The 26,743-nt window shown below is 71.4% G+C and carries 21 protein-coding genes; 6 read left to right on the top strand and 15 right to left on the bottom strand.

Annotation, left to right across the window (positions count from 1 at the left end; all coding sequences use genetic code 11):
- Positions 1 to 72 precede the first annotated feature (72 nt).
- From pgi to uvrC, 11 genes are all read right to left on the bottom strand, one after another.
- Positions 73 to 1,725: a glucose-6-phosphate isomerase gene (pgi, locus tag ACP4IX_RS14530; protein ID WP_426555708.1), complete on the bottom strand. Its 1,653-nt coding sequence runs from the start codon at positions 1,723 to 1,725 to the stop codon at positions 73 to 75.
- A gap of 139 nt (positions 1,726 to 1,864) precedes the next feature.
- Positions 1,865 to 2,200: an RNA polymerase-binding protein RbpA gene (locus tag ACP4IX_RS14525; protein ID WP_003976875.1), complete on the bottom strand. Its 336-nt coding sequence runs from the start codon at positions 2,198 to 2,200 to the stop codon at positions 1,865 to 1,867.
- A gap of 200 nt (positions 2,201 to 2,400) precedes the next feature.
- Complete coding sequence (gene secG, locus ACP4IX_RS14520) at positions 2,401 to 2,637, bottom strand: preprotein translocase subunit SecG (RefSeq protein WP_079160504.1); 237 nt, start codon at positions 2,635 to 2,637, stop codon at positions 2,401 to 2,403.
- Between the two features lie 137 nt (positions 2,638 to 2,774).
- Positions 2,775 to 3,551 (bottom strand): triose-phosphate isomerase, encoded by a 777-nt coding sequence (gene tpiA, locus ACP4IX_RS14515; protein ID WP_426524977.1) that lies wholly within the window; start codon positions 3,549 to 3,551, stop codon positions 2,775 to 2,777.
- A 5-nt stretch (positions 3,552 to 3,556) separates the two neighbouring features.
- A complete protein-coding gene (locus tag ACP4IX_RS14510; protein WP_426524979.1) occupies positions 3,557 to 4,768 on the bottom strand; it encodes a phosphoglycerate kinase in 1,212 nt (403 codons plus the stop codon).
- 142 nt (positions 4,769 to 4,910) lie between these two features.
- Entirely contained in the window at positions 4,911 to 5,918 is a 1,008-nt protein-coding gene (gene gap, locus ACP4IX_RS14505; protein WP_426524981.1) for a type I glyceraldehyde-3-phosphate dehydrogenase, read from the bottom strand.
- 227 nt (positions 5,919 to 6,145) lie between these two features.
- The gene (locus ACP4IX_RS14500; RefSeq protein ID WP_426555706.1) at positions 6,146 to 9,100 is read right to left on the bottom strand and encodes a M14 family zinc carboxypeptidase; all 2,955 of its coding nucleotides are present in this window, start codon (positions 9,098 to 9,100) and stop codon (positions 6,146 to 6,148) included.
- Positions 9,101 to 9,291: 191 nt separating this feature from the next.
- Positions 9,292 to 10,281, bottom strand: a complete 990-nt coding sequence (gene whiA / locus ACP4IX_RS14495) for a DNA-binding protein WhiA (protein WP_426524985.1) — start codon at positions 10,279 to 10,281, stop codon at positions 9,292 to 9,294.
- Positions 10,272 to 11,363, bottom strand: coding sequence for a gluconeogenesis factor YvcK family protein (locus ACP4IX_RS14490; RefSeq protein WP_426524987.1), 1,092 nt, complete (start codon positions 11,361 to 11,363; stop codon positions 10,272 to 10,274). Before ACP4IX_RS14490 ends, whiA begins: the two co-directional genes overlap by 10 nt.
- On the bottom strand, positions 11,360 to 12,373 hold the full coding sequence (gene rapZ / locus ACP4IX_RS14485; RefSeq protein ID WP_426524989.1) for an RNase adapter RapZ: 1,014 nt from the start codon (positions 12,371 to 12,373) through the stop codon (positions 11,360 to 11,362). The genes ACP4IX_RS14490 and rapZ overlap by 4 nt, the downstream gene beginning before the upstream one ends.
- The gene (gene uvrC, locus ACP4IX_RS14480) at positions 12,370 to 14,643 is read right to left on the bottom strand and encodes an excinuclease ABC subunit UvrC (RefSeq protein WP_426524991.1); all 2,274 of its coding nucleotides are present in this window, start codon (positions 14,641 to 14,643) and stop codon (positions 12,370 to 12,372) included. The genes rapZ and uvrC overlap by 4 nt, the downstream gene beginning before the upstream one ends.
- A gap of 392 nt (positions 14,644 to 15,035) precedes the next feature.
- Here uvrC and ACP4IX_RS14475 point away from each other — a divergent pair, with 392 nt between their 5' ends.
- Positions 15,036 to 15,989 (top strand): hypothetical protein, encoded by a 954-nt coding sequence (locus ACP4IX_RS14475; RefSeq protein WP_426524993.1) that lies wholly within the window; start codon positions 15,036 to 15,038, stop codon positions 15,987 to 15,989.
- Positions 15,990 to 16,237: 248 nt separating this feature from the next.
- Here the strand turns inward: ACP4IX_RS14475 and ACP4IX_RS14470 are convergent, their stop codons facing one another.
- Positions 16,238 to 16,663 (bottom strand): Rieske (2Fe-2S) protein, encoded by a 426-nt coding sequence (locus tag ACP4IX_RS14470; protein ID WP_426524995.1) that lies wholly within the window; start codon positions 16,661 to 16,663, stop codon positions 16,238 to 16,240.
- Positions 16,664 to 16,881: 218 nt separating this feature from the next.
- On the opposite strand from ACP4IX_RS14470, the gene ACP4IX_RS14465 reads away from it, so the two are divergent.
- Complete coding sequence (locus ACP4IX_RS14465) at positions 16,882 to 17,946, top strand: LacI family DNA-binding transcriptional regulator (RefSeq protein WP_426555704.1); 1,065 nt, start codon at positions 16,882 to 16,884, stop codon at positions 17,944 to 17,946.
- Positions 17,943 to 18,851, top strand: a complete 909-nt coding sequence (locus tag ACP4IX_RS14460; protein ID WP_426555702.1) for a carbohydrate kinase family protein — start codon at positions 17,943 to 17,945, stop codon at positions 18,849 to 18,851. The genes ACP4IX_RS14465 and ACP4IX_RS14460 overlap by 4 nt, the downstream gene beginning before the upstream one ends.
- Before the next feature lie 133 nt (positions 18,852 to 18,984).
- Here ACP4IX_RS14460 and uvrA read toward each other — a convergent pair whose 3' ends face one another.
- A complete protein-coding gene (gene uvrA / locus ACP4IX_RS14455) occupies positions 18,985 to 22,014 on the bottom strand; it encodes an excinuclease ABC subunit UvrA (protein ID WP_426555700.1) in 3,030 nt (1,009 codons plus the stop codon).
- 223 nt (positions 22,015 to 22,237) lie between these two features.
- Here uvrA and ACP4IX_RS14450 point away from each other — a divergent pair, with 223 nt between their 5' ends.
- Together ACP4IX_RS14450 and ACP4IX_RS14445 are read left to right on the top strand one after the other, a co-directional pair.
- Positions 22,238 to 22,924 (top strand): maleylpyruvate isomerase family mycothiol-dependent enzyme, encoded by a 687-nt coding sequence (locus ACP4IX_RS14450; RefSeq protein WP_426555699.1) that lies wholly within the window; start codon positions 22,238 to 22,240, stop codon positions 22,922 to 22,924.
- Between the two features lie 46 nt (positions 22,925 to 22,970).
- Positions 22,971 to 23,627, top strand: a complete 657-nt coding sequence (locus tag ACP4IX_RS14445) for an MBL fold metallo-hydrolase (protein ID WP_426525005.1) — start codon at positions 22,971 to 22,973, stop codon at positions 23,625 to 23,627.
- Between the two features lie 121 nt (positions 23,628 to 23,748).
- Here the strand turns inward: ACP4IX_RS14445 and aroQ are convergent, their stop codons facing one another.
- A complete protein-coding gene (gene aroQ / locus ACP4IX_RS14440) occupies positions 23,749 to 24,222 on the bottom strand; it encodes a type II 3-dehydroquinate dehydratase (RefSeq protein WP_426525007.1) in 474 nt (157 codons plus the stop codon).
- Positions 24,223 to 24,326: 104 nt separating this feature from the next.
- Between aroQ and ACP4IX_RS14435 the strand changes: the two genes are divergently transcribed.
- Entirely contained in the window at positions 24,327 to 25,373 is a 1,047-nt protein-coding gene (locus ACP4IX_RS14435) for a S66 family peptidase (protein WP_426525009.1), read from the top strand.
- Positions 25,374 to 25,387: 14 nt separating this feature from the next.
- Here the strand turns inward: ACP4IX_RS14435 and ACP4IX_RS14430 are convergent, their stop codons facing one another.
- Positions 25,388 to 26,488 (bottom strand): calcium:proton antiporter, encoded by a 1,101-nt coding sequence (locus ACP4IX_RS14430; protein WP_426555698.1) that lies wholly within the window; start codon positions 26,486 to 26,488, stop codon positions 25,388 to 25,390.
- Positions 26,489 to 26,743: the final 255 nt, after the last annotated feature.

The following is a 26,743-nucleotide window of genomic DNA, read 5'->3' as shown; positions in this document are numbered from 1 at the left end:
GACGGGAGGGGGAGGGGCGGTGGGGGCGACAGGCCCTCACCGCCCCTCCCCCTCCCGCCGCTCCCGGCCGGCTCAGTCCCGCCCGCGCAGCTCCCGGTAGGCGGCGACCAGCGCCTTGGTGGAGGCGTCCAGGCCGGGGACCTCGGCGCCGTCGGTGAGGGCGGGTTCGACGCGCTTGGCGAGGACCTTGCCGAGTTCGACGCCCCACTGGTCGAAGGAGTCGATGTTCCACACCGCGCCCTGGACGAACACCTTGTGCTCGTAGAGGGCGACGAGCTGTCCGAGCACGGACGGGGTCAGCTCGCGGGCGAGGATCGTCGTCGTCGGGTGGTTGCCGCGGAACGTCTTGTGCGGGACCAGCTCCTCCGGGACGCCCTCGGCCCGCACCTCGTCCGGTGTCTTGCCGAAGGCGAGCGCCTGCGTCTGCGCGAAGAAGTTGGCCATCAGCAGGTCGTGCTGGGCCTTCAGCTCGTCGCTCAGCTCGGACACCGGCTCGGCGAAGCCGATGAAGTCCGCCGGGATGAGCTTGGTGCCCTGGTGGATCAACTGGTAATACGCGTGCTGTCCGTTGGTGCCGGGCGTGCCCCACACGACGGGACCGGTCTGCCAGTCGACCTCGTGCCCGTCCCGGTCGACGTACTTGCCGTTGGACTCCATGTCGAGCTGCTGGAGGTACGCGGTGAACTTCGACAGGTAGTGCGAGTACGGCAGCACCGCATGCGACTGGGCGCCCATGAAGTTGCCGTACCAGACGCCCAGCAGGCCCATCAGCAGGGGGACGTTGGACGCTGCGGGGGCGGTGCGGAAGTGCTCGTCGACGAGGTGGAAGCCGTCGAGCATCTCGCGGAAGCGGTCCGGGCCGATGGCGATCATCAGGGAGAGCCCGATCGCCGAGTCGTACGAGTAGCGGCCGCCGACCCAGTCCCAGAACTCGAACATGTTGGCCGTGTCGATGCCGAAGTCGGCGACCCGCTCCGCGTTCGTCGACAGGGCGACGAAGTGCCTGGCGACGGCGGCCTGGTCACCGAGCGCGTCCAGCAGCCAGGTCCGGGCGGAGGTGGCGTTGGTGACCGTCTCGATGGTGGTGAAGGTCTTGGAGGCGATGACGAACAGCGTTTCGGCCGGGTCGAGGTCGCGGGTGGCCTCGTGGAGGTCGGCGCCGTCGACGTTGGAGACGAAACGGACCGTCAGCTCCCGGTCGGTGAAGGCGCGCAGCGCCTCGTAGGCCATGGCGGGTCCCAGGTCGGAGCCGCCGATGCCGACGTTGACGACGTTCCTGATGCGCTTGCCGGTGTACCCGGTCCACTCGCCGGAGCGGACCCGGCCGGCGAAGTCGGCCATCTTGTCGAGTACCGCGTGCACCTTGGGCACGACGTTCTCGCCGTCGACCTCGATCACCGCGTCCCGCGGGGCACGCAGCGCGGTGTGCAGCACCGCCCGGTCCTCGGTGATGTTGATCCGCTCGCCGCGGAACATGGCGTCGCGCAGCCCGAACACGTCGGTGGCGGCGGCCAGATCGCGCAGCAGCCGCAGGGTCTCGTCGGTGACGAGGTGCTTGGAGCAGTCGACGTACAGGTCTCCCACCCGGAGCGTGCAGTCGGTGCCGCGACCCGGGTCGGCGGCGAACAGCTCGCGCAGCCGCACCTCGCCGAGCTCCTCGCGGTGCTTGGCCAGCGCGGTCCATTCGGGCATCTGGTTGAGCCTGGTACGGCCGTCTACGTTCATCTCGGACTTCAGCCTTCTTCCTTAGGTGTCCCAGCTGTCCCGGCTGTTCCAACCTAATTGATCAGCGCTGAAGAAGACTGGCCGGAGAAGACCGAAGGAGGCTGAACCGGATCTGAACCGGACCTGAACCGGATCCGGGCTAGATCTCGCCCCGCAGTTTGGCGAGCGCCTCGGCGAGGATCGCCTCGCCGTCCGCGTCGCTGCGGCGCTCGCGCACATACGCGAGGTGGGTCTTGTAGGGCTCGGTGCGCGGCGGGTCCGGTGGGTTGTCCCGGTCCTGTCCGGCGGGGAAGCCGCAGCGCGGGCAGTCCCAGGTCTCCGGGACCTGTGCGTCGCTCGCGAAGCTCGGCTGTGTCTCGTGTCCGTTGGAGCACCAGAAGGAGATGCGCAGACGCGGCGCGGACTCGCCACGCTCGGCCTCGCCCATCGGCCCCGCCCCGACCCGGCTTCCCCGGATCGCGTTGCCACTTGCCACGGTCGTAACTCCCTGCGTGATGGTGCCGCGAAGCGAGTCGGCGTTTCGCTCCGCTGCGAGCGCCTCAGTCTACGTAAGGCCCAACGCGCGTCCAGTGGTTGGAGTTACAAGCTCCACTGCTCAGACGCAAGCCCCATGATAGGCCGCGCCGTGGGGCGCGTACCGAACATGGGGCTTTACGTGCGCAGGTGGGTGGTGCGTCAGTTGTTCGCCTTCATCAGAAGGCCGAGCACCATGATGCACGCGAACCACAGCAGACCGACCACGACGGTGATCCGGTCGAGGTTGCGCTCGGCGACCGAGGAGCCGCCGACGGACGACTGCATGCCGCCACCGAACATGTCGGAGAGGCCGCCGCCCTTCCCCTTGTGCATCAGCACCAGCAGCATCAGCAGCAGGCTGAAGACGATCAGGGCGATCGAGAACCCCAAAACCACGGCTGGACCAACTTCCTCGGATTCGGATGAACGACGGGGGCACGGTGACAGTGGGCCACCATGCCCCCGCAAGGGTACGACGTATCGCCGCTACCGCATACTCACTGGTCGACCTGCTGGTCGATCTCCTGGTCGGGCTACTGGTCGCGGAAGCGCACGATCTTGACGAACTCGTCCGAGTCCAGCGAGGCACCGCCGACCAGGGCGCCGTCGATGTCGGCCTGCGACATGATCTCGGCGACGTTGCCGGACTTGACCGAGCCGCCGTACTGGATGCGGACCTTGTCGGCCAGCTCCTGGGAGTACAGGCCGGCGAGCTTGCCGCGGATGGCCGCGCAGACCTCCTGGGCGTCCTCGGCGCCGCAGACCTTGCCGGTGCCGATGGCCCACACGGGCTCGTAGGCGATCACGACGCTCTCGGCCTGCTCGGCCGGGAGGTCCTTCAGACCGCCCTCGACCTGGGCGAGGGTGTGGGCGACGTGGTTGCCCGCCTCGCGGACGTCCAGCTCCTCGCCGACGCACAGGATCGGGGTCAGGCCGTGCTTGTAGGCGGCCTTGACCTTGGCGTTGACCAGCTCGTCGGTCTCGGCGTGGTACTGCCGGCGCTCGGAGTGGCCGATCGCGACGTAGGCGCAGCGCAGCTTGGCCAGCATCGGGCCGGAGATCTCACCGGTGTAGGCGCCGCCGTCGTGGGCGGAGATGTCCTGGGCGCCGTACTTGATCTTCAGCTTGTCGTGCTCGACCAGGGTCTGCACCGAGCGCAGGTCGGTGAAGGGGACGAGGACGGCGACCTCGACGGCGTCGTAGTCCTTGTCCGCGAGGGCGAAGGCGAGCTTCTGGACCTGGGCGATGGCCTCGAGGTGGTTGAGGTTCATCTTCCAGTTGCCCGCCATCAGCGGCGTGCGGGTGGTCATTGAGGTCAGTCCTCCAGTGCGGCGAGGCCGGGGAGCGTCTTGCCCTCGAGGTATTCGAGGGAGGCGCCGCCTCCGGTCGAGATGTGGCCGAATGCGTTCTCGTCGAAGCCGAGCGTGCGAACGGCCGCGGCGGAGTCGCCGCCGCCGACCACGGTGAAGCCCGGGGCGTCGACGAGGGCCTGGGCGACCGCTTTGGTGCCCTCGGCGTAGTCGGGGTGCTCGAAGACGCCCATGGGGCCGTTCCAGAAGACGGTGGCGGCGTCAGCGAGCTTCGAGGCGTACAGCTTGCGGGTCTCGGGACCGATGTCCAGACCCTCCTGGTCGGCCGGGATGGCGTCCGCCGCGACGGTGGCGGGGTGGGCCGGGGCCTTGGTCTTCAGGTCCGGGAACTCGGACGAGACCAGGACGTCGACGGGGAGGACCAGCTCGACGCCGTTCTTCTCCGCGCGCTCCATGTACTCCTTGACGGTCGGGATCTGGTCCTCCTGGAGGAGGGAGATGCCGACCTCGTGGCCCTGGGCCTTGAGGAAGGTGTACGCCATGCCGCCGCCGATGAGGAGCCGGTCGGCCTTGCCGAGCAGCTGGTCGATGACGGCGAGCTTGTCGGAGACCTTGGCGCCGCCGAGGGCGACGACGTAGGGGCGCTGGACGTCGTCGGTGAGCTTCTTCAGGACGCCGACCTCGGTGGCGATGAGGTAGCCGGCGTAGTGCGGCAGCCGCTTCGGGAGGTCGAAGACGGAGGCGTGCTTGCGGTGCACGGCGCCGAAGCCGTCGCCGACGTAGACGTCCGCGAGGCCGGCCAGCTTGTCGGCGAAGGCGGCGCGCTCGGTGTCGTCCTTGCTGGTCTCGCCGGCGTTGAAGCGCAGGTTCTCGATGACGGCCACCCGGCCGTCGGCGAGGCCGGCCACCGCGGACTCGGCGGCGGTGCCGACCGTGTCCTCGGCGAAGGCGACGTCGGTGCCGAGCAGCTCACCGAGGCGGGCGGCGGCCGGGGCCAGGGAGAAGACCGGGTCCGGGGCGCCCTTGGGGCGGCCCAGGTGCGAGGCGACGATCACGCGCGCGCCCGCGTCGGCCAGGGCCTTGACGGTGGGCACCACGGCGCGGATGCGGCCGTCGTCGGTGATGGTGGTGCCGTCCAGCGGCACGTTCAGGTCGGCGCGGACGAAGACGCGCTTGCCCGCGACGCCTTCGGAGAGCAGTTCGTCGATCGTCTTCATGCAGAGGGCTCCTGGGTTCTCGTGATCGCTCGTGATCCTACGAGGGCTGGTCGCTGCGGACGCGACGCAGGGCTCGGGCAGCGCGGCCTTGCGCTGTCCGAGCCCTGCCACCGCATCGCGGTGCCTGCTGGGTCCGAGTCGATCAGAGCTGGTTGCCGACGAAGACCGTGAGGTCGACGAGGCGGTTGGAGTAGCCCCACTCGTTGTCGTACCAGCCGATGACCTTCACGTTCTTGCCGTCCTGGACCATGGTCAGGGACGAGTCGAAGGTGCAGGACGCCGGGGCGTTGACGATGTCGGAGGAGACGATCGCGTCCTCGGTGTACTCGAGGATGCCCTTGAGCTCGCCCTCGGCGGCCTTCTGGAAGGCGGCGTTGATCTCTTCCTTGGTGACCTCGCGGCCGAGTTCCAGGACGAGGTCGGTGACCGAGCCGGTGGGGACCGGGACGCGCATGGCGATGCCGTCCAGCTTGCCCTTGAGCTGCGGGAGGACCAGCGCGGTGGCCTTGGCGGCACCCGTGGTGGTCGGGATGATGTTCTCCGCGGCGGCACGGGCGCGGCGCAGGTCCTTGTGCGGGAAGTCCAGGATGCGCTGGTCGTTCGTGTACGCGTGCACCGTCGTCATCAGGCCCTTGACGATGCCGAAGTTCTCGTCGAGGACCTTCGCCATCGGCGCCACGCAGTTGGTGGTGCAGGAGGCGTTGGAGATGACGTGGTGGTTCGCCGGGTCGTACTTGTCCTGGTTGACGCCCATCACGATGGTGACGTCCTCGTCCTTGGCCGGGGCCGAGATGAGGACCTTCTTCGCGCCGCCCGCGATGTGCTTCTCGGCGTCGGCCTTCTTGGTGAAGATGCCGGTCGACTCGATGACGATGTCGACACCCAGCTCGCCCCACGGGATGTCCGCGGGGTTGCGCTCGGCGAGGACCTTGATGGTCTTGTCGCCGACGGTGATGGTGTCCTCGGTGTGCGAGACCTCCTGCTTGAGGCGGCCGAGGATGGTGTCGTACTTGAGCAGGTGGGCGGTGGTCGCGGTGTCACCCAGGTCGTTGACAGCCACGATCTCGATGTCTGCACCCTGCTCCAGCAGCGCGCGGAAGTAGTTACGACCGATGCGGCCAAAGCCGTTGATGCCTACGCGGATCGTCACGAACCGATCTCCTCGTTGGTACGCCGGCCCGATGTGCCGGCGAGCTGTATTTGGGATGTCCCCGACCACCTCCGACCCTACCTCTCCGGGGCCTCGGGGGTGACATCGAGACGCCCCATACCCGGCAGGGCGGTCCGTACCCGCCAGTAGGGGTACGGACCGCCCGGGATCACGGGGACCGATCACCCGATTTCGCTACACCGTGCCAGTCCCCCGCATCCCGGATTTCACTCGCCCAGGGCACGCAGCGCCTGCCGGACCAGCGCCGTCCGGGCCGCCGGTCCGGTGAGGTGTTCCAGACCGAAGCCCAGCAGCACGGTGTCGTCCGTGGTGACCGCGCCGTACGTCTGGAACAGGGTCCCGGTACGGGTCCAGTCCTTCAGCACGGCGGGGCTGCCCGCGGGCGGCCCGGAGACCCGCCAGTCGCCGAGCGCGGTCTCGAAGCCCTCGGTCGCGGTGGCCGTGCCGCCGACGACGAGCGAGGTCTCGTCGGCGAGGACGCCGCGCCCGCCGCTGCCGGGGTCGGTGACGTAGGCGATCGACACCTCGACCGACTTCCCGGCGTAGGCGCTCAGGTCGAACTCGACCTGCCGCCACCCTCCGGAGGAGCCGGTGAGGCTGTTCCACCGCCCGGTCGTGCCGGCCGCGGTGCAGCCGTCGTCGGACAGGGTCAGGTAGCGCTCCAGCCAGGGGTGCTCGCTCACGTAGAACCCGGCCGAGCACTCCGCGGGCACGGCCGTGCCGGTGGCACCGCCCGCCTCGGGGAGCGTGGTCCAGTCGTCGGCGCCGGTGGTGTGCGCCTCGACGAGGGCGTGGTCGTAGCCGCGCTCGGTGTCCCACAGCAGCTGGGTGCGGAGCGTGGGCCGGTCGGCGGCGGTGACACCGGTGAGGTCGACGGTGCGGGTGAGGCGCTTGTAGGCGTCGTCGGTGTGGACGGCGGCGGCCATCCACGCGCCCGCGTAGGGCCCGTACGGGTTGACCGTCCCGGCGAACTTCCCGGCGCCCGCGCTCGCGAACTGCGGGTAGGTGGCGGCGGGCAGCTGGTCCGAGGTGACGCTGTAGGTCCCGGCGGCGTCCAGCGGATTGCCCGGGGCGTCGCCGAGCGGGCCGGCGGCTCCGCCGAGCTTTCCGGAGCCGGTGAATCCGGTGGCTCCGGGGGTCGACGTACGGGTGTAGGCACCCAGGTAGTACTGGCTGAAGTCGTCGGACATGGTGCCGCCGCCGAGGTCGACGCTGCCGCCGGCCCGCTGCCCCGCCTCGATCAGCCTGCCGCCCTCGTTGAGGAAGGCGCGCAGCTGGAGCTGGGTGGCGTGGCCGGGTACCGCGGCGCCGGTGTAGTGGAGGACGGTGTCGAAGTGACCGAGGACGCCGAGCGCGTCGGGCGCGCCCTGCGTGGCGACGTCCCAGACGGCCGCCCGCTCGCCGTTCGCCTTGAGGGCGTCCACGTACGTCTGCGTCTGCGTGGCCTTCGCGCCCTCCTCGGCGACGACCAGGACGTCCGCGCGGGGCCGCTCGGCGATCGTGTACGTGAAGTGCTCGCTCTCGGTCCGCCTGCCCTGCTTCGTCTCACCGGTGAACCAGACCTCGACCTTGTCGCCGCGGTCGCCGTCCTTGACCTCGGCGCGGTACTCGTCGAAGTAGAGGTTGTCCTCGCCGCCGTACGTCTCGCCGCCCCGCCAGGGCTTCAGGGCCATGTCGTGGACGCGTCCGCCGTTGACGCGGTACTTCAGTTCCTTGTCGCGCACCGACTTGCGCACGACGACGGAGACCTCCTGGTCACCGCCGCGCGCGTAGGAGGTGTCGAACGCGGCCGGGGTGAAGTCGGCGGCCTCCAGGCCGACCGCGGAGGACGGCCGGTCGGGGTGGGCGGCGGTCTCGGCGACGGAGAGCGCGAAGGGGATGTTCTTCTCGAACTCCTGCTGGATCAGTTCCTCGTCGTCGGGGAAGTTGAAGCCCGACTGGCAGTCGCCCGCGTTCCACTCGTCGTCGGGGTCCTGTTCGGAGATGGTCTGGCAGGTCGACATCTCGGGGGTGAACATCGCCATGCCGTTGACGTTGGCCGCGTGGCCGTCCGCCTCGCCGTTGGTGGTGTAGAGCTCGGAGGAGACCTGCGGGTGGTACCCGGGGATCGCGGAGTTGTCCGGCGTGCCGGCGAGCGCCTCGTAGAGGACGTCGTCGGGGGTGTTCGTGGCCACCTGCCAGCCGACGCCGTAGAGGAGGAGCTCGGCGGCGGAGTGGTAGTTGATCCCGTACGTGAAGCCGATCCGCTTCTGGAAGGCGTCCAGGGCCTTGGTCTCGGGCTCGGAGTTCGGGCCGGCGCCCCGGTAGGTCTGGCTGGTGGGGTTCGGGGACGATCCCTCGTCGTCGTAGCCCCACTTGTAGGCGAAGTTGCGGTTGAGGTCGACGCCGTCGCCGGTGCTGATGGTGCCGTCGCCGTTGACGTCGCGCAGGTTCTTGCGCCACAGGCGGTTGTCGGTGTCCTCGAACGTGTAGTCGTAGCCGTCGGGGTTGGCCGACAGCAGGAACCACAGTTCGGTGGAGTCGACCAGCTTCCTGATCCGCCGGTCCTCGTCGTACGCGTCCAGGTAGTGGTGCATCAGCCGCCGGGTCATCTCGGGGGTGATCCACTCGCGGGCGTGCTGGTTGGACATGTAGAGGACCGCGGGCCTGGAGCCGTCCTTCGTCTTCTTCGCGTTCTTGGTGAGCTTGAGCGCGAGGATGTCCTGGCCGTTCACCGTCTTGCCGATGGAGACGACCTTGGTGAGGCGGGGGTTCTCCCGTGCGGTCCGGAGGATCTCCTCCCGCAGGCCGCCTTCGCCGCTGTACGGGCGGAAGACGCCGTCGGCGGCGTTCCTGACGCGTTCCTCGGACCGGGTGGAGAGGGTGTGCTCGACGAGGTCGAGTCCCTGTTTCTCCAGCTTGTCGGCCTGCTGCTCGGTGAGGTAGACCTCGACGGTGGCCGTCCCCCTGTCGGGGACCCGCTCACCGAGTTCGTGGCCGTCCTGCCCGGCGGCCAGCAGCAGGGACACCTGCTCCTGGGTGACGTCGGTGCGGAAGACCTTCACCTCGTCGGCCTCCGCGGTGGCGGAGCCGTCGGGTTGTGCCTGGGCGATGGGTGCGAAGCTCGCTCCGCCGATCAGGAGCGCGCCGACGGCGAGGATCGATCTCGCTCTTCGTCTCATGAACCCCCCTAGATGGGGCCTGTCCGACAGGCCTGGGTTCGCCACAGCAGCGAACAGATGCCAGGCTCATGACAGCTCATGATCGAGTCAAGAGCGCCGCAAGGACACGCGGAGGCCGGTGCCGGTCACCCGGGTGGGTGCCCGGACCGGCTTCCTGACGGCCCGTGTGCGACGGGCCGGAGCGTGTTCGGTCAGCCGACGAGGTTGTCCGTCAGCTCCTCGCTGAGATTGGCGTCCGTGCCGGGGATGCCGAGGTCCGAGGCCCGCTTGTCGGCCATGGCCAGCAGGCGGCGGATGCGGCCGGCGACGGCGTCCTTGGTCAGCGGCGGGTCGGCGAGGGCGCCCAGCTCCTCCAGCGAGGCCTGCTTGTGCTCCATGCGGAGCCGGCCCGCGGCGGCCAGGTGCTCGGGCACGTCGTCGGCGAGGATCTCCAGGGCGCGCTGGACCCGGGCACCGGCGGCGACGGCCGCGCGGGCCGAACGGCGCAGGTTGGCGTCGTCGAAGTTGGCGAGGCGGTTGGCGGTGGCGCGGACCTCGCGCCGCAGCCGCCGCTCCTCCCAGGCCAGCACCGAGTCGTGGGCGCCGAGCCGGGTGAGCAGGGCGCCGATCGCGTCACCGTCGCGGACGACGACCCGGTCCACACCACGCACCTCGCGCGCCTTGGCGGGGATGGACAGCCTGCGGGCCGCGCCGACCAGAGCGAGCGCGGCCTCGGGGCCCGGGCAGGTCACCTCCAGGGAGGAGGACCGACCGGGCTCGGTGAGCGAGCCGTGCGCCAGGAAGGCTCCGCGCCAGGCGGCCTCGGCGTCGCAGGTGGCCCCCGAGACCACCTGCGGCGGCAGGCCCCGGATCGGGCGGCCCCGGCCGTCCACCAGGCCGGTCTGACGGGCCAGCTGGTCACCGCCCGCGACCACGCGGACCACGAACCGCGAGCCTCGGCGCAGTCCGCCCGGCGCCATCACGATCAGCTCGGAACTGTGCCCGAAGATCTCCAGGATGTCCTGCTTGAGCCGCCGGGCCGCCCTCGCGGTGTCCAGTTCGGCCTCGATCACGATGCGCCCGCTCACCAGGTGGAGGCCCCCGGCGAACCGCAGAAGGGCGGAGACCTCCGCCTTTCTGCAGCAGGTACGGGTGACGGGGAGCCGGGAAACTTCGTCCTTCACCGCTGCCGTCATCGCCATGGGCCGATCCTTCCATGCATCCGAAAAATACGGTCGTACGCGGCGGCCAACAGCTCCGGGTCGTGCCTCGGGGTCCCGTCGGTCCGGGCGACCGGAGCCAGTTCGACCGCGGCGCCGAACCGTTTCGCGGCGTCGGCGAGCGAGTCACGGTCGGGCACGGCGGCCTCGTCGGCCAGCACCACGTCCAGGGCGAGTTTAGGGGCGTGTCGTCCCAAAACCTCCAAATGACGCTGCGGGGAGAAGCCCTCGGTTTCTCCGGGTTGCGGGGCGAGGTTCAGGGACAGCACCCGGCGGGCCTTCGTCTCGACGAGCGCGTCCAGCAGATCGGGCACGAGCAGGTGCGGGATGACCGAGGAGAACCAGGAGCCGGGGCCGAGCACCACCCAGTCCGCGTCCAGCACGGCCTCGACCGCCTCGGGGACGGCGGGCGGGTCGTTCGGCACCAGGTGCACGGACTGTACCTCGCCGGGCGTGAGGGCCACGGTCGCCTGCCCGCGTACGGTGTCCACCTCGTCGGGGCGGGCCGGGTCGTGGCCCCGGACCAGGGCCTGGAGCTCCAGCGGCACGGCGGACATGGGCAGCACCCGCCCGTGCGCGCCGAGCAGCTTGCCGACCAGGTCCAGCGCCTGGACGTGGTCGCCCAGCTGCTCCCACAGGGCGACGATCAGCAGATTGCCGACCGCGTGTTCGTGCAGGTCGCCCTGGGACTGGAAGCGGTGCTGGATGACGCGGGCCCAGGTCTGGCCCCAGTCGTCGTCGCCGCACAGCGCGGCCAGCGCCTTGCGCAGGTCGCCGGGCGGCAGGACCCCCAGCTCGTCGCGCAGGCGCCCGCTGGAGCCGCCGTCGTCGGCCACGGTGACGACGGCGGTGAGGTCGCCGGTGATCCGGCGCAGCGCGGCGAGCGAGGCGGACAGGCCCATGCCGCCGCCGAGGGCGACGACCTTGGGCTGGGCGCCCCGGCGGCGCGGCCTGCCGCCGCGCGCCTGTTCGGGCCGGGCGGCGCGGGCTTCGGCGGGTCTGCCGCCGCGCGCTTCGGGCACCACCCGGCGCAGCCTGCTCAGCCGCGGAGTACGTCCTGTCATTCCCGTCCCATGTCCCGGTGGACGACCACCGTCTCCACACCCTCGGCGACGAGCCGGGCGGCGAGCCTCTCCGACATGGCCACGGACCGGTGCTTGCCACCGGTGCAGCCGACGGCGACGGTCACATAGCGCTTGCCCTCGCGACGGTAGCCCGCGGCGATCATCTGGAGCAGCTCGGTGTAGCGGTCGAGGAACTCCTTGGCCCCGGGCTGGTTGAGCACGTACGAGGACACCTCCTCGTTCAGCCCGGTGAACGGGCGCAGCTCCGGCACCCAGTGCGGGTTGGGCAGGAAGCGCATGTCCACGACCAGGTCGGCGTCGACCGGGAGGCCGTACTTGAAGCCGAAGGACATGACGGTGGCCCGGAGCTCGGGCTCCTCCTCGCCGGCGAACTGGGCGTCCATCTTGGCGCGCAGTTCGTGCACGTTGAGGCTGGAGGTGTCGATCACCAGGTCGGCGTCGCCGCGCAGCTCGCGCAGCAGTTCCCGCTCGGCCGCTATGCCGTCGACGATGCGGCCGTCGCCCTGGAGGGGGTGCGGGCGGCGCACCGACTCGAAGCGCCGTACCAGTGCGTCGTCGGAGGACTCCAGGAAGACGATCCGCCGGGTGACGCCGCGGGCGTCGAGGTCCGCGAGGGATTCGCGCAGGTTGTCGAAGAAGCGCCGGCCGCGGACGTCGACGACGACCGCGATCCGCGCCACGTTGCCCTGCGAGCGGGCGCCGAGCTCCACCATGGTGGGGATCAGCGCGGGCGGGAGGTTGTCGACGACGAACCAGCCCAGGTCCTCCAGACACTTGGCGGCCGTCGAACGGCCTGCCCCGGACATGCCGGAGATGATCACCAGCTCGGGGATGGCCGCCTCGTGCGCCCCGGCTGCTTCCTTGCCCGTACTCACCTGTGCTCCGTTGTCCTGGCCCGGTCCCGCGCCGGCCGTCCGGTCCGCGTCCGCGCCGGTCGCGCCGTGCGCCTGTTCTCGGCCCGCTGTGGGCTGTGTCTCGTACTCGCTCATCTCTCCTGCCCCCGTTGTTCGTCCGGGGCGCCCGCGGACACGGGCTCCCCCGTGGCATCCGTCGTCGTCCCGGGTGCCCCGTCCTCGTCATCCATGATCTCCCCGGTCGCCGTGTTCACGGCGGGCGCGGCCGGGGTGGCCCGGGCGAGGGCCACGGCGACGGTCTCGGCCGTCTTGCGGCCTATGCCCGGCACCTCGCAGATCTGGTCGATCGTCGCGGACCGCAGCTTCCTCACCGAACCGAAGTGCTTGATCAGCGCCTGCTTGCGGGTCTCCCCCAGACCGGGCACCTCGTCCAGCGGACCGGAGCGGAAGCGCTTGGCGCGCTTGGCGCGCTGGTAGGTGATCGCGAAGCGGTGGGCCTCGTCACGGACCCGCTGCAGCAGGTACAGGCCCTCGCTGGTGCGGGGCAGGACGACCGGGTCGTCCTCACCGGGCAGCCAGACCTCCTCCAGGCGCTTGGCGAGGCCGCACACGGCGATGTCGTCGATACCCAGCTCGTCCAGGGCCCGCTGGGCCGCCGCGACCTGCGGCTGCCCGCCGTCGACGACGACGAGCTGAGGCGGGTAGGCGAAGCGCTTGGGGCGGCCCTCGTCGTCCTTCAGGGGTGGGCCGTCCGCGAGGGCCGGGTCGTTCGCGGAGGCTCGGCCGTCCGAGGTGGTCGGCTCGTCCGCGGGGGTCCAGTCGCCCGGGGCGGCCTGGCCGGTCGCCGCGGCCCGGTCCCCCGTCGCGGTCAGGCCGTCCGGGGCGGCTCGGCCTCCCGGCGCGGCCAACCCGTCCGGGGCAGCCTGGCCGGTCACCGTGGCCCGGCCGGTCGTGGGCTGCTCGCCGGCGTCCAGCTCCTCCCCGTCCGCCCACTCGCCGGTCCTCTCCTTCTCGGCGAGGTAGCGGCGGAAGCGGCGGGTGATGACCTCGTGCATGGAACGGACGTCGTCCTGTCCCCTGAAACCCTTGATCTGGAACCGGCGGTATTCGCTCTTCCGGGCCAGTCCGTCCTCGAAGACGACCATGGAGGCCACTACGTCGTCACCCTGGAGGTGCGAGACGTCGTAGCACTCGATCCGCAGCGGAGCGCTGTCCAGGCCGAGGGCGTCGGCGATCTCCTCCAGCGCGCGCGAACGCGTCGTCAGGTCGGAGGCCCGCTTGGTCTTGTGCAGGACGAGCGCCTGCTGGGCGTTGCGCTGGACGGTCTCCATCAGCGCCTTCTTGTCGCCGCGCTGCGGGATGCGCAGCGACACGCCCGACCCGCGGCGCTCCGTCAGCCACTGCTGGACCGGCTCCACCGGCTCGGGCAGGGCGGGGACCAGGACCTCCCGCGGGACGGCGTCCCCGCTCTCCTCGCCGTACAGCTGCTGGAGGGCATGCTCGACGAGGGCGCCGGTGGTGATCTCCTCCACCTTGTCCGTGACCCAGCCCCGCTGGCCGCGCACCCGTCCGCCGCGCACGTGGAAGATCTGGACGGCCGCCTCCAGCTCGTCCTCGGCGACCGCGAACAGGTCGGCGTCGGTCGCGTCGGCGAGGACGACCGCGCTCTTCTCCATGGCCTTCTTCAGGGCCCCGATGTCGTCGCGCAGGCGCGCCGCCCGCTCGTACTCCATGTCCTCGGCCGCGTCGGCCATCTGCCGCTCCAGACGGCGCAGGTAGGTGCCGGTGCGGCCGGCCATGAAGTCGCAGAACTCGTCGGCCAGGTCCCAGTGGTCGTCGGGCGAGATGCGGCCGACGCAGGGCGCCGAGCACTTGCCGATGTAGCCGAGCAGACAGGGCCGGCCGGTACGTGCGGCGTTCTTGAAGACGCCGGCGGAGCAGGTGCGCACCGGGAAGACGCGCAGCAGGAGGTCGACCGTGTCGCGGATCGCCCAGGCGTGCCCGTACGGCCCGAAGTAGCGCACGCCCTTCTTCTTCTGCCCGCGCATCACCTGCACGCGCGGGAACTCCTCGTTCATCGTCACCGCGAGGTACGGGTAGCTCTTGTCGTCGCGGTACTTGACGTTGAACCGGGGGTCGTACTCCTTGATCCAGGAGTACTCCAGCTGCAGCGCCTCGACCTCCGTGGACACCACCGTCCACTCCACGGACGCGGCCGTGGTGACCATCGTGCGGGTGCGGGGGTGCAGGTTCGCCAGGTCCTGGAAGTAGTTCGCCAGGCGCTGGCGCAGGCTCTTCGCCTTTCCGACGTAGATCACCCGGCGGTGCTCGTCACGGAACCTGTACACCCCCGGGGAGTCCGGGATCTCACCCGGCCTGGGGCGGTAGCTGGAGGGGTCGGCCATGACTCACACCCTACTGGCGGGGACCGACACCGCGGCGGGCTGTGGACGACGGGCCGGTGGCCCTGTGGACAACCCACCGCGGGATCGCGTGGCCGATCCGCCGCGGGGTCGCGTGGCCGATCCGCCGCGAAGCCCCGGGGAAAGGCCCGGGGCAGGACGGCCCCACCGGGTGCCCGCGAGACGGCGAGCCGGTGCGTTCTCGGCCAGGAACGCGTCACGGCCGGGCTTCAGGTGTTGTCGGGGCTTGGTCAACACGCTTCAATGCGGGGGGCTCGGAGGCCTTGGAACGCGGCGTACGGATGCGCAGACCTCTGCGCCGCGACCGGGAGCCCCGGGTGATCCGCTTCGAACGGTCTGACCAGCCGTCTTGAACTTCACAGGAAGGCCCCTGCATGCCGCACGCCACCCAACGCCTGGACGTCGCCGCGGAGGAACTCGACTCCGCCCTGCTCGGTGGCCCCTTCCACGTGGCCCTGCGCGCCGCGATCGCCGCTCGCGGACTGCCGCTGCAGCGTGTGCAGCACCATCTGTCGCGGCGCGGGGTGAAGGTGGGCGTCACGAGTCTGAGCTACTGGCAGCAGGGAGCCCGGCGCCCCCAGCGCCCGGAGTCGCTGCGGGCCGTGCGGGCGCTGGAGGAGATACTCCAGCTGCCCGAGGAGTCGCTGATACGCCTGCTCGCCGAGGCCGACGAGGACGGCCCGGACCGCCGCCGGACCGCGTCCCGCTCCTACCGCGCCTACGCGGAGGCCTGCGGCGTCCTGGACCGGCTGCTGGCCGAGCTGGGCCATCCGTCGCCGGACGGCGGGGTGCACATCCTGGGGCACCACGAACGGATCCGGATCGGACCACGCCGCGAGCTCGCGGGCCGCGAGTCGCAGCACATCGTCCGCGCCCACCGCGACGGTGTCGACCGCTTCGTCGCCGTCCACCACGGCGACCCGGGATGCGCTCCCGCGCGGATGACCGTCCACGCGCTGGAGAACTGCAGCACGGGGCGCGTCCGCGTCCACCACGACTCCGGTGTGCTCGTGACCGAGCTGCTCTTCGACACGCGTCTGCGGGCCGGGGACACCCACCTCTTCCGCTACGGCGTCGAGGACGGCACGGCGGGGGTGTCGCGCGAGTACGTCCGCGGGTTCGGCACGCCGGGCGGGCAGTACGCGCTCCAGGTGCGGTTCGACGCCGCGGCCCTGCCGGTGCGCTGCCACCGGTTCACGCAGCACTCACCGGCGGCACCGCGCGGCGGCCGGCGGGAGCTGGCCCTCAGCGGGCGGCACCACTCGGTGCACCTCGTCGAGCCGCGGGTGCGGTCGGGGATGCTGGGGATCGAGTGGGACTGGGAGTGAGCGGGTCCGTGCGTCTGACGGGCGCCGCCGGCTGAACGCCAGGCGTCGCGGACCGATCGCTCGGGGGCGGCGGGCGGGTCGTCCGGGGGAGCAGGAAGTCGCCGGGCGGTAGGCGGACCGCCCGGGGCCGTAGGCGGACCGCCCGGGGGCTGCGGGCGGTGGGGTCACCGAGGGCAGGAGAAGGGCCGCCGGCGGCCGCGGCGAGTCCGCCGGTGGCCGCGGGGCGGGCTCCCGGCGTCCGGGGCGGATCAGATGTCGGGGCTCGCGACGATCCGGCCCTGCTTCACCTCGACCGCCAGTTCCACGAGCGGCACGCTCGCCGGGGCGTGCAGCACCTCGCCGGTCCGGGCGTCGAACTCGCTGCCGTGGCAGGGACACACCAGCTTCGCCCCCTCCAGCTTGTTGATGGGGCAGCGCGCGTGTGTGCACACCGTGCTGAACGCCTTCAGGGAGCCGTCCTCGGCCCGGCTGACCACCACGTTCTGGTCCCGGTAGAGCTTGGCCGCACCTTTGGCGACCTCGCCGTCCGCCCCGAGGTCGACGGGCCCGGTCGGCCTGGCGGGCGCGGCACCGTCGTCGCCCGGCGAGCAGGCGGCCAGGCCGAGTCCGACGACGGGCGTGAGTGCCGCCGAGCGCAGGACGGTACGGCGGCTCGGAACAGGACGGCCGGGCATGGGACTCTCCACGGGTCAGGGGGATGTGCAGGGCGACGATATCCGGCGGCCACGGGCGTCCGGCCGAGTGGGTCGCGGGCCGGACAGCCGGGGGACGAGGACGCGAAGCAGGGACGTAAGCGCTTGCGCAAGCGTTTACGCCCGCGTCCGGATGAGATACCGTCCCGGCCAGTGCGCGCGGAGCCGTGCGCGGCAGTATGCGGAAAGGGGGCACGCCGATGGCGACCATGGCCGATGTCGCCCGGAGCGCCGGCGTCTCCGTGGCGACCGTCTCGCACGTGCTCAACGACACCCGTCCGGTTCTGCCGCGCACCCGCCAGGCGGTACTGGACGCCGTCGAGGAGCTCGGCTACACCCCGAACACCCTCGCCCGCTCCCTGGTGACCTCCCGCACCCGCTCCATCGGGCTCGCGGTGTCGGCGATCAGCAACCCGTACTTCACGGAGATCCTCCAGGGCGTCGAGGCCGCCGCCCTGGAGCACGGCTACGGCCTGCTCATCGCCGACCCGCACGACGATCCCGGGCACGAGCGCAAGGTCGTCCGGCTGCTGCACGAGCGGCGCGTGGACGGCATGATCGTCGCGCCCTCGGCGGACCCGCGCGACCTCGTCGCCTATCTGGGACGCCACCGGGTGCCGGCCGTCTTCCTCGACCGGGTCGTCGACCCGCCGAAGGGCGACGAGGGCCCGCGCTTCGACCAGGTGTGCGCCGAGGGCACCGAGCCGACGATCTGGCTGGTCACCCATCTCGCCGGGCTCGGCCACCGCCGGATCGGTCTGGTCGCGGGTCGGCCGGGGCTCAGCACGACGCGTGAGCGGATCACCGGGTACCGGCACGGCCTCGCCGCCGCCGGGCTGCCCTACGACGAACGGCTCCTGGTCCACGGCGACTCCGAGGCGGGCGGTGGCGAACGGGCCACGGCGGCCCTGCTGTCCCTGGCGGCGCCGCCCACCGCGCTGGTCACCGCCAACAACGCGATGACCATCGGTGCGCTGCGCGCCCTGCGGGACCGGAACCTGTCCGTGCCCGGTGACCTCGCGCTGTGCTGCTTCGACGACTTCGCCTGGGCGGACCTCTTCTCCCCCGGGCTCACCGCCGTCGCGCAGCCCAGCAGGGAACTCGGTGACCAGGCCGTCCGGCTGCTGCTGGAACGCCTCGCCGTACCGGACCGGCCCGAGCGGACCGTGCGGCTGCCCTGCACCTTCGTTCACCGCACCTCCTGTGGCTGCCCCGAGCAGCCCCGGCAAGCTTCCGCACAGGCCTTCGAAAGGACCCTCCCGTGATCGTCGTCGCCGGTGAGGCATTGATCGACCTGGTACCGCAGGGCACGGGTGCCCTCGCCGCGCTGCGGCCGGCACTCGGCGGCGGCCCGTACAACACGGCCGTCGCCCTGGGCCGCCTCGGCTCCCCCGCCGCCTTCTGCTCCCGGGTGTCGTACGACGCCTTCGGCGAGGCGCTGCTCGACCGGCTGCGTGGGACCGGCGTGGACGTCTCCCCGGTGCAGCGCGGGGCCGAGCCGACGACACTCGCCGTGGCCTCGGTGGACGCGGACGGCTCGGCCGCGTACTCCTTCTACGTGGACGGGACCGCGGACCGGTTGTTCTCGGTGCCCGCCGCGCTGCCGCCCCGCACCCGGGCGGTCTCCTTCGGGACCTGCTCGCTGGTGCTGGAGCCGGGTGCGAGCGCGTACGAGGCACTGCTGCGCGAGACGGCGGCGCGAGGTGTGTTCACGGCACTCGACCCCAACATCCGGGCCGGGCTGATCCCGGACCCGGACGCCTACCGGGTCCGGTTCCGGAGCTGGCTGCCGTCCGTGTCGCTGCTGAAGCTGTCGGCCGAGGACGCCGAGTGGCTCGGCGGCACGCCCAGGGAGTGGCTGGCGGCGGGCCCGGCGGCGGTCGTGGTCACCCGGGGCGGTGCGGGGCTGACGGCGTACACCCGTGCGGGGGGCGAGTACGCGGTGCCGGGCGAGGCGGTCGACGTGGTGGACACGATCGGCGCGGGCGACACGGTGAACGCGGCGCTGCTGCACGGTCTCGCGGTACGTGACGCCCTCGGTGACGAGGCGGTGGCCGGCCTGGGGGCGGACGGATGGGCGGAGCTGCTGGGCTTCGCCGCCCGGGCCGCGGCGGTCACCTGCTCACGGGCGGGCGCGGAACCGCCGTACGCCCACGAGGTCACCTTCTGAACGCCGACGGCTGAACGCCGACGGCGCCGCCTCGGAACTGGGGGCTGCCGGCCGTACGGCCCGCAGGTCGCCGGACGACGGCAGCCGTGCCGGGCCCCACGGATGATCCCGTGGGGCCCGGCACGGCTCCGTGTCAGGCCTTGCTCGTCCGCGTCGTCTTCTTCGCGGCAGGCTTGGTGGCCTTCTTGGCCGTCTTCGTGGCCGTCTTCTTCGCGGCCGTGCCGGCGACCGCCTTGGTGGCGGTCTTCTTGGCGGTGGTCTTGGCCGCCACCGTCTTCGCCGCCCTGCGCGGGGTCTTCACCGTGGCCGCGTCGCTGATCCGGTCGGCGCCGAGGATGTCCTGCAGGAACTTGCCGGTGTGGCTGGTGGGAACGGCCGCGACCTGCTCGGGCGTGCCCTCGGCGACCACCAGGCCACCGCCGGCACCGCCCTCGGGGCCCATGTCGACGACCCAGTCGGCGGTCTTGATCACGTCGAGGTTGTGCTCGATGACGATGACCGTGTTGCCCTTGTCGACCAGGCCGGCCAGGACCGTCAGCAGCTTGCTGATGTCCTCGAAGTGCAGACCGGTGGTCGGCTCGTCCAGTACGTAGACCGTGCGTCCGGTGGAGCGGCGCTGCAGCTCGCTGGCGAGCTTGACGCGCTGGGCCTCACCGCCGGACAGGGTGGTCGCGGACTGGCCGAGCCGGACGTAGCCGAGGCCGACGTCCTTCAGCGTCTTCATGTGCCGGGAGATGGCGGGGACCGCCTCGAAGAAGTCGGTCGCCTCCTCGATCGGCATGTTCAGGACGTCGGCGATGGACTTGCCCTTGTAGTGGACCTCCAGGGTCTCCCGGTTGTACCGGGCTCCGTGGCAGACCTCGCACGGGACGTAGACGTCCGGGAGGAAGTTCATCTCGATCTTGATCGTGCCGTCGCCCGAGCAGTTCTCGCAGCGGCCGCCCTTGACGTTGAAGGAGAACCGGCCGGGCATGTAGCCGCGGACCTTCGCCTCGGTCGTCTCGGCGAACAGCTTGCGGATGTGGTCGAAGACGCCGGTGTACGTCGCCGGGTTCGACCGCGGGGTGCGGCCGATGGGCGACTGGTCGACGTGGACGACCTTGTCGACGAGGTCGTCGCCGTCCACACGCGTGTGCCGGCCGGGCACGCTCCGTGCGCCGTTCAGCTCGCGCGCCAGGTGCGTGTACAGGATGTCGTTGACCAGGGTCGACTTGCCGGAGCCGGAGACTCCGGTGACGGCGGTGAAGACGCCCAGCGGGAAGGACACGTCGATGTCCTGGAGGTTGTTCTCGCGGGCGCCGTGCACGGTGAGCTGCCGGGAGGGGTCGCGCGGCCGCCGGATGTCGGGCAGCGGGATGGCCTTCTTGCCGGACAGGTACAGGCCGGTCTGCGACTGGGCGTTGTCGAGCAGTTCCTTGAAGGAGCCGCTGTGCACCACCTTGCCGCCGTGCTCACCGGCGCCCGGGCCGATGTCGACGATCCAGTCGGCGACCTTGATGGTGTCCTCGTCGTGCTCGACGACGATGAGCGTGTTGCCCATGTCGCGGAGCCGGACGAGGGTCTCGATCAGCCGGTGGTTGTCGCGCTGGTGCAGGCCGATGGACGGCTCGTCGAGGACGTACAGCACGCCGACGAGTCCGGAGCCGATCTGGGTGGCCAGGCGGATGCGCTGGGCCTCGCCGCCGGAGAGGGTGCCGGCCGCGCGGTTCAGCGAGAGGTAGTCCAGGCCGACGTCGACCAGGAAGCGCAGCCGCTCGTTGACCTCCTTCAGCACGCGCTCGGCGATCTTCTTGTCGCGGGCGTTGAGCTTCAGCTCGCCCAGGAAGTCCGCGCAGTCGCTGATGGACATCGCCGAGACCTCGGCGATCGACTTGCCCATGACCGTGACCGCGAGGACGAGCGGCTTGAGGCGCGTGCCCTCACAGGTGGGGCAGGGCACCTCGCGCATGTAGCCCTCGAAGCGCTCGCGGCTGGCGTCGCTCTCGGCCTCGCTGTGCCGGCGCTTGACGAAGGGGATGGCGCCCTCGAAGGCCGTGGTGTACCTGCGCTCGCGTCCGTACCGGTTGCGGTAGCGGACCTCGACCTGGGTCTTGTGGCCGTTCAGCAGGGCCTTGCGGGCGCGCAGCGGGAGGCCCGCGAAGGGGATGTCCGTGCGGAAGCCGAGCGCGTCGGCGAGGGCCCCGATGAGGCGGCCGAAGTAGTCCTTGGTGTGCCCGTGCGACCAGGGGTGGATGGCGCCCTCGTCGAGGGACTTGTCCTCGTCGGGGACGATCAGTTCGGGGTCGACCTCCATGCGCGTGCCGATGCCGGAGCAGTCGGGGCAGGCGCCGAAGGGGGAGTTGAACGAGAAGGAGCGGGGCTCCAGCTCCTCGAAGGACAGGTCGTCGTACGGGCAGTACAGGTGCTCGGAGTACATGCGCTCGCGCTCGGGGTCGTCCTCGGGGAGGTCGACGAAGTCGAGCACGACCATGCCGCCGGAGAGGCCGAGGGCGGTCTCCACGGAGTCGGTGAGACGGCGCTTGGCGGTGTCCTTGACCGTGAGGCGGTCGACGACCACCTCGATGGTGTGCTTCTCCTGCTTCTTCAGCGTGGGCGGGTTGGAGAGCTGGACGGTCTCGCCGTCGACCCGCGCGCGGGAGTAGCCCTTGGTCTGGAGGTCGGCGAAGAGGTCGACGAACTCGCCCTTGCGCTCGCGCACCAGCGGCGACAGCACCTGGAAGCGGCTGCCCTCCGGCAGCTCGAGGACCTTGTCGACGATGGCCTGCGGCGACTGGCGCGAGATCGGCCGGGAGCACTCCGGGCAGTGCGGCTTGCCGATCCGGGCGAAGAGCAGGCGCAGGTAGTCGTAGACCTCGGTGATGGTGCCGACCGTGGAGCGCGGGTTGCGGGAGGTCGACTTCTGGTCGATGGAGACCGCCGGGGAGAGGCCCTCGATGAAGTCGACGTCCGGCTTGTCCATCTGGCCGAGGAACTGCCGGGCGTAGGAGGAGAGCGACTCCACGTAGCGCCGCTGGCCCTCGGCGAAGATGGTGTCGAAGGCCAGGGAGGACTTGCCCGACCCGGACAGGCCCGTGAAGACGATGAGCGAGTCACGAGGCAGGTCGAGCGAGACGTTCTTCAGGTTGTGCTCGCGCGCGCCACGGACGATGAGACGGTCGGCCACGCCGGTCCGCACCTTTCTTGAGAGAAGTGACAGGGGCGAGGCCCCCGTCTTTCTCAGACTAGGGGGAGCCACTGACAACGCCGGTCGGATTCACCGGTTGTCAACAAACCCCGACTCCCCAGCATGCCCGACGCCGCGTCCGACCATATAGCACGTGCATTCGATTTGCGGGCATCGTCCGCCACCTTCACCCGAAGGTGTGACGCGGTCTAGGGTCAGCACCATGATTGATCACGCGCATGACCTGGCGTCTGTACGTGACGCTACCGAGCGGCTGCTCACCGCGGTCGGGAAACTGGACAACACGTCCGTGACGGAGTCGTCACGGCTGCCGGGCTGGACCCGCGGCCACGTCCTCGCCCACCTCGCCCGCAACGCGGACGCCCTCGTGAACGTCCTCGAAGGACGCCCCATGTACGTCTCCGGCGAGGCCCGGGACGCCGACATCGAGCGGGACGCCCCGCGCCCCCTCGACGCCCAGCTGGCCGACGTGCGCGAGAGTGCGGCCCGGTTCCAGGACGCCTCGGCCGCGCCCGCGGACTGGTCGCGCACCGTGGAACTGCGGAACGGAATCACCGACTCGGCCTCCCGGCTGCCGTTCCGGCGGTGGGTCGAGGTGGAGCTGCACCACGTGGACCTGGGCATCGGATACGAGCTGGAGGACCTTCCGGCGGAATTCACCGAGCGGGAGACCGACTTCCTCGCCGCCCGCTTCGCCGGGCACCCGGACGTGCCGCCCACCCGGCTCACGGACGGCACGCGCGCGTGGAGCACGGGCCGGGAGGCGGGCGCCCCCGAGGTGACCGTCACCGGTCCCCCGGCCGACCTGCTCGGCTGGCTCGCCGGGCGCCGCGAGGGGTCCGCGTTGACCGCGGAGGGCGGCCCCCTGCCGTCGCTGCCGCCGCTGTAGCCGGGAGGCGGTCCGCGGACCGCCTCCCGGCGCTAGGCTGGCGGTCATGACGTACAGCGGAGAGGTGCGGGTCGGCGGCCCCGCCGACGTGCACGAGCTCAAGGACCTGATGATCACCAAGGTCGCGGTCGGCCCGATGGACAACAACGCCTATCTGCTGCGTTGCCGGGCCACCGACGAGCAGTTGCTGATCGACGCCGCGAACGAGGCGCAGTCGCTGCTCGGCACGGTCGGTGACGGCGGCATCGCGTCCGTCGTCACCACCCACCGGCACGGCGACCACTGGCAGGCTCTCGCCGACGTCGTCGCGGCCACCGGCGCCCGCACCTACGCGGGCCGGCACGACGCGGAGGGCATCCCCGTGCCGACCGACGTCCTTGTCGACGACGGCGACACGATCCGGGTGGGGCGGGTGGAGCTCACCGCGCGCCATCTGGTCGGGCACACACCGGGTTCCATCGTCCTGGTGTACGACGACCCGCACGGGCACCCCCACGTGTTCACCGGGGACTGTCTGTTCCCGGGCGGTGTGGGCAACACCCATGACGATCCGAAGGCGTTCGCGAGCCTGATCCACGACGTGGAGACGAAGGTCTTCGACGTACTCCCGGACGAGACGTGGGTCTACCCGGGGCACGGCAAGGACACCACGCTCGGGGCGGAACGGCCCCACCTGCCGGAGTGGCGCGAACGCGGCTGGTGAACACCGGGCGCGTGCGGCGGGCGCGTGCCGCCCGTCATCCTCCGCGCGCCCGCGCGAGGCGTTCCCACACCGGTGGGCAGTGCGTCGCGCTCCCGGCCGGCGGTCCCGGAACCCGGGCCTCTCAGGCCTGGGCCCGCCCCACCCCGGCCAGCGCCGCGATCCGCTCCACACCGAACACGTACCCCTGCACACCGCACCCGGCGACGACCCCGTCGGCGCGCTGCGACACGTAGGAATGGTGCCGGAACGGCTCGCGCTGGTGGATGTTGGAGATGTGGACCTCCACCACCGGCAGCCCGTCGCAGGTGTTGAGCGCGTCCAGGACGGCGACGGACGTGTGCGAGTAGGCAGCGGGGTTGATCACGATCCCGCAGTGCTTCAGCCGGGCCTCGTGGATCCAGTCGACCAGTTCGCCCTCGTGGTTGGACTGCCGGAAGTCGACCGTGCCGCCGTGCGCCGCCGCCGCCTTGACGCAGAGGGCCTCGACGTCGGCTAGCGTGTCGGAGCCGTAGATCTCCGGCTGTCGCTGACCCAGCAGGTTCAGGTTGGGGCCGTTGAGGATCATGATCGGGGCGTTGGCCAGGGTGCGGGGCACGGTTCCTCCGGTCCGTTCGGGGTGCGGCGGCCCTTGCGTGACCGCCGCTCGGACCCCGGTTTATCACGGTGCGCCGACAACCCGGCCGGCCGTACCCTCCGCCCATGACGACGATCGTGTACCCGCCCAAGCCCTCGCCGGGCGACCGTGTCGCAGTGATCTCCCCAGCCTCGGGGCTGCCGGGGCTCTTCCCGCTCCCCTACGAGTTGGGCCTGGAACGGCTGCGCAAGGAGTACGAGCTGGAGCCGGTCGAGTATCCCGCCACCCGCAGGATGGGCTCGACGCCCGGTGAGCGGGCCGCCGACATCCACGCGGCCTTCGCCGACCCCGGGATCAAGGCCGTGATCGCGTCGATCGGCGGCGACGACCAGATCACCGTGCTGCCGCTGCTGGACCGGGAGCTGATCCGGGCCAACCCGAAGCCGTTCTTCGGCATGAGCGACAACACGAATCTCCTCGCCTACCTGCGCAGTACCGGAATCGTCGGCTACCACGGCACGAGCGTCATGGTCGAGCTGGGGCGTCCCGGTGCCATGCACCCGCAGACCGCCGAGTCCCTGCGTGCGGCGCTGTTCACCTCGGGCCCGTACGAGCTGCGGCCGGCCGAGCGCTGGAACGACGTCAACCGCGACTGGGCCGACCCGGCGACCTTCCGCGAGGAGCCAGGGTCCCGGCCCGGGTCGGGCTGGTCCTGGGTGAACGCCGACCGGGTGACCGAGGGGCGCACGTGGGGCGGCTGCCTGGAGATCCTCGGCGGGCTGCTGATGGCCGACCGCGAGATAGCGCGGGACCCGGCCGAGTACGAGGGGGGCGTGCTGATCCTGGAGACCTCGGAGGAGATGCCGAGCGCCACGGAGGTCTTCCGCACCCTGCGCAACATGGGCGAGCGCGGTCTGCTCCGGCACTTCTCCGCGCTGCTGATGGCCCGCCCGAAGACCTGGGCCTTCGAGCACCCCAACAGCCCCGAGGAGGGCGCCCGGTACGCGGCGGAACAGCGTGAGGCGGTGCTGCGGGCGATGCGGGCCTACGCTCCCGAGGCCACGATCGTCTTCGACGTGGACTTCGGCCACACCGATCCGCAGGTCGTCATCCCGTACGGAGGCACCGTACGGGTCGACGGGCCGGCCCGGCGCATCACCGTCACGTACTGACGCTCCGCCGTCGTCTACGGGTTGACGGCGAGTTCCAGGTACGCCGCGAACAGCACCAGGTGAACGCCTCCCTGCAGAGGCGTGGCACGGCCGGGCACGACCGTCAGCGAGGCCACCACCACGGTCAGGGCGAGCAGCACCATGTGAGTGGAGCCGAGGCCGAGGACCAGCGGTCCGGAGAGCCATACGGAGGCCAGGGCGACCGCCGGGATGGTCAGGCCGATGCTGGCCATCGCCGAGCCGAGCGCGAGGTTCAGGCTGGTCTGCACGCGGTCGCGGCGCGCGGTGCGCAGGGCGGCGATGGTCTCGGGGAGCAGTACCAGCAGGGCGATGATGACGCCGACGACGGCGTGGGGCAGTCCGGCGGCCTCCACCCCGTCCTCGATGGTGGGCGACACCCCCTTCGCCAGGCCGACCACGCCGATCAGGGCCAGGGCGAGCAGCCCCAGGCTGGTCAGGGCGGTGCGGGCGGACGGTGCGTGGGCGTGGTCCTCGACGGTGATCACGTCGCCCTGGCGGGTGATGGGGAGGAAGTAGTCGCGGTGCCGCACCGTGAGGGTCGCGATGAACAGGCCGTAGAGGACCAGCGAGGAGAGTGCGGCGAAGGTCAGCTGGACGGTGGAGAACTCCGGGCCGGGCGCGCTGGTGGTGAACGTCGGCAGTACCAGGCTGAGCGTGGCCAGGGTCGCTACCGTCGCGAGGGCGGCGCCGGTGCCCTCCGGGTTGAACACCGCGGTGCCGTGCCGCAGGGAGGCGACCAGCAGACTGAGGCCGACCACCCCGTTGCAGGTGATCATCACGGCCGCGAAGACCGTGTCCCTGGCCAGCGTCGCGCTCTTGTCGCCGCCGTCCGCCATGAGGGTCACGATGAGCGCGACCTCGATGACCGTGACGGCAACGGCGAGGACCAGGGATCCGAAGGGCTCCCCGACCCGGTGGGCGACCACCTCGGCGTGGTGCACGGCGGCCAGTACGGCCAGCGCGAGGACGGTCGTCAGCAGCGCGACGACCGCGCCGGGCAGTTCGCGCCCCCAGGTGACGGCCAGCAGCACGACCGCGACCACGGGCGTGACGGTCGTCCACTGTGTGACCAGCGCCCTGGGACGAGTGACCATGCGGTGATCGTCGCAGAGGGCGACGTGTCCCGCACTCTCTGTCACGCGACCCGACGGCCGGGTTCAGCGGTCCCCCGCGCCCTCGGGCCCTCTCGGGGCCTCAGGGCCCCTCCCCCGCGGACCACGCCAGGAGCGGCGGGCGGCGCGGGGCCCCCCCCCCCCCCCCGGGGGGGGGGGGCCCCGGCCACCCCAGAGGCCCATGGGAACCGCACCCCACAGGAGGGTGGGGCCCGCCCCCCCGCCGGTGGTCCCGGG

The organism is Streptomyces sp. WG5 (assembly GCF_049974565.1).
Taxonomy (GTDB): Bacteria; Actinomycetota; Actinomycetes; order Streptomycetales; family Streptomycetaceae; genus Streptomyces.
Note: the sequence above shows the minus strand (reverse complement) of the source record. Positions and strands in the feature narration are given on the sequence as shown.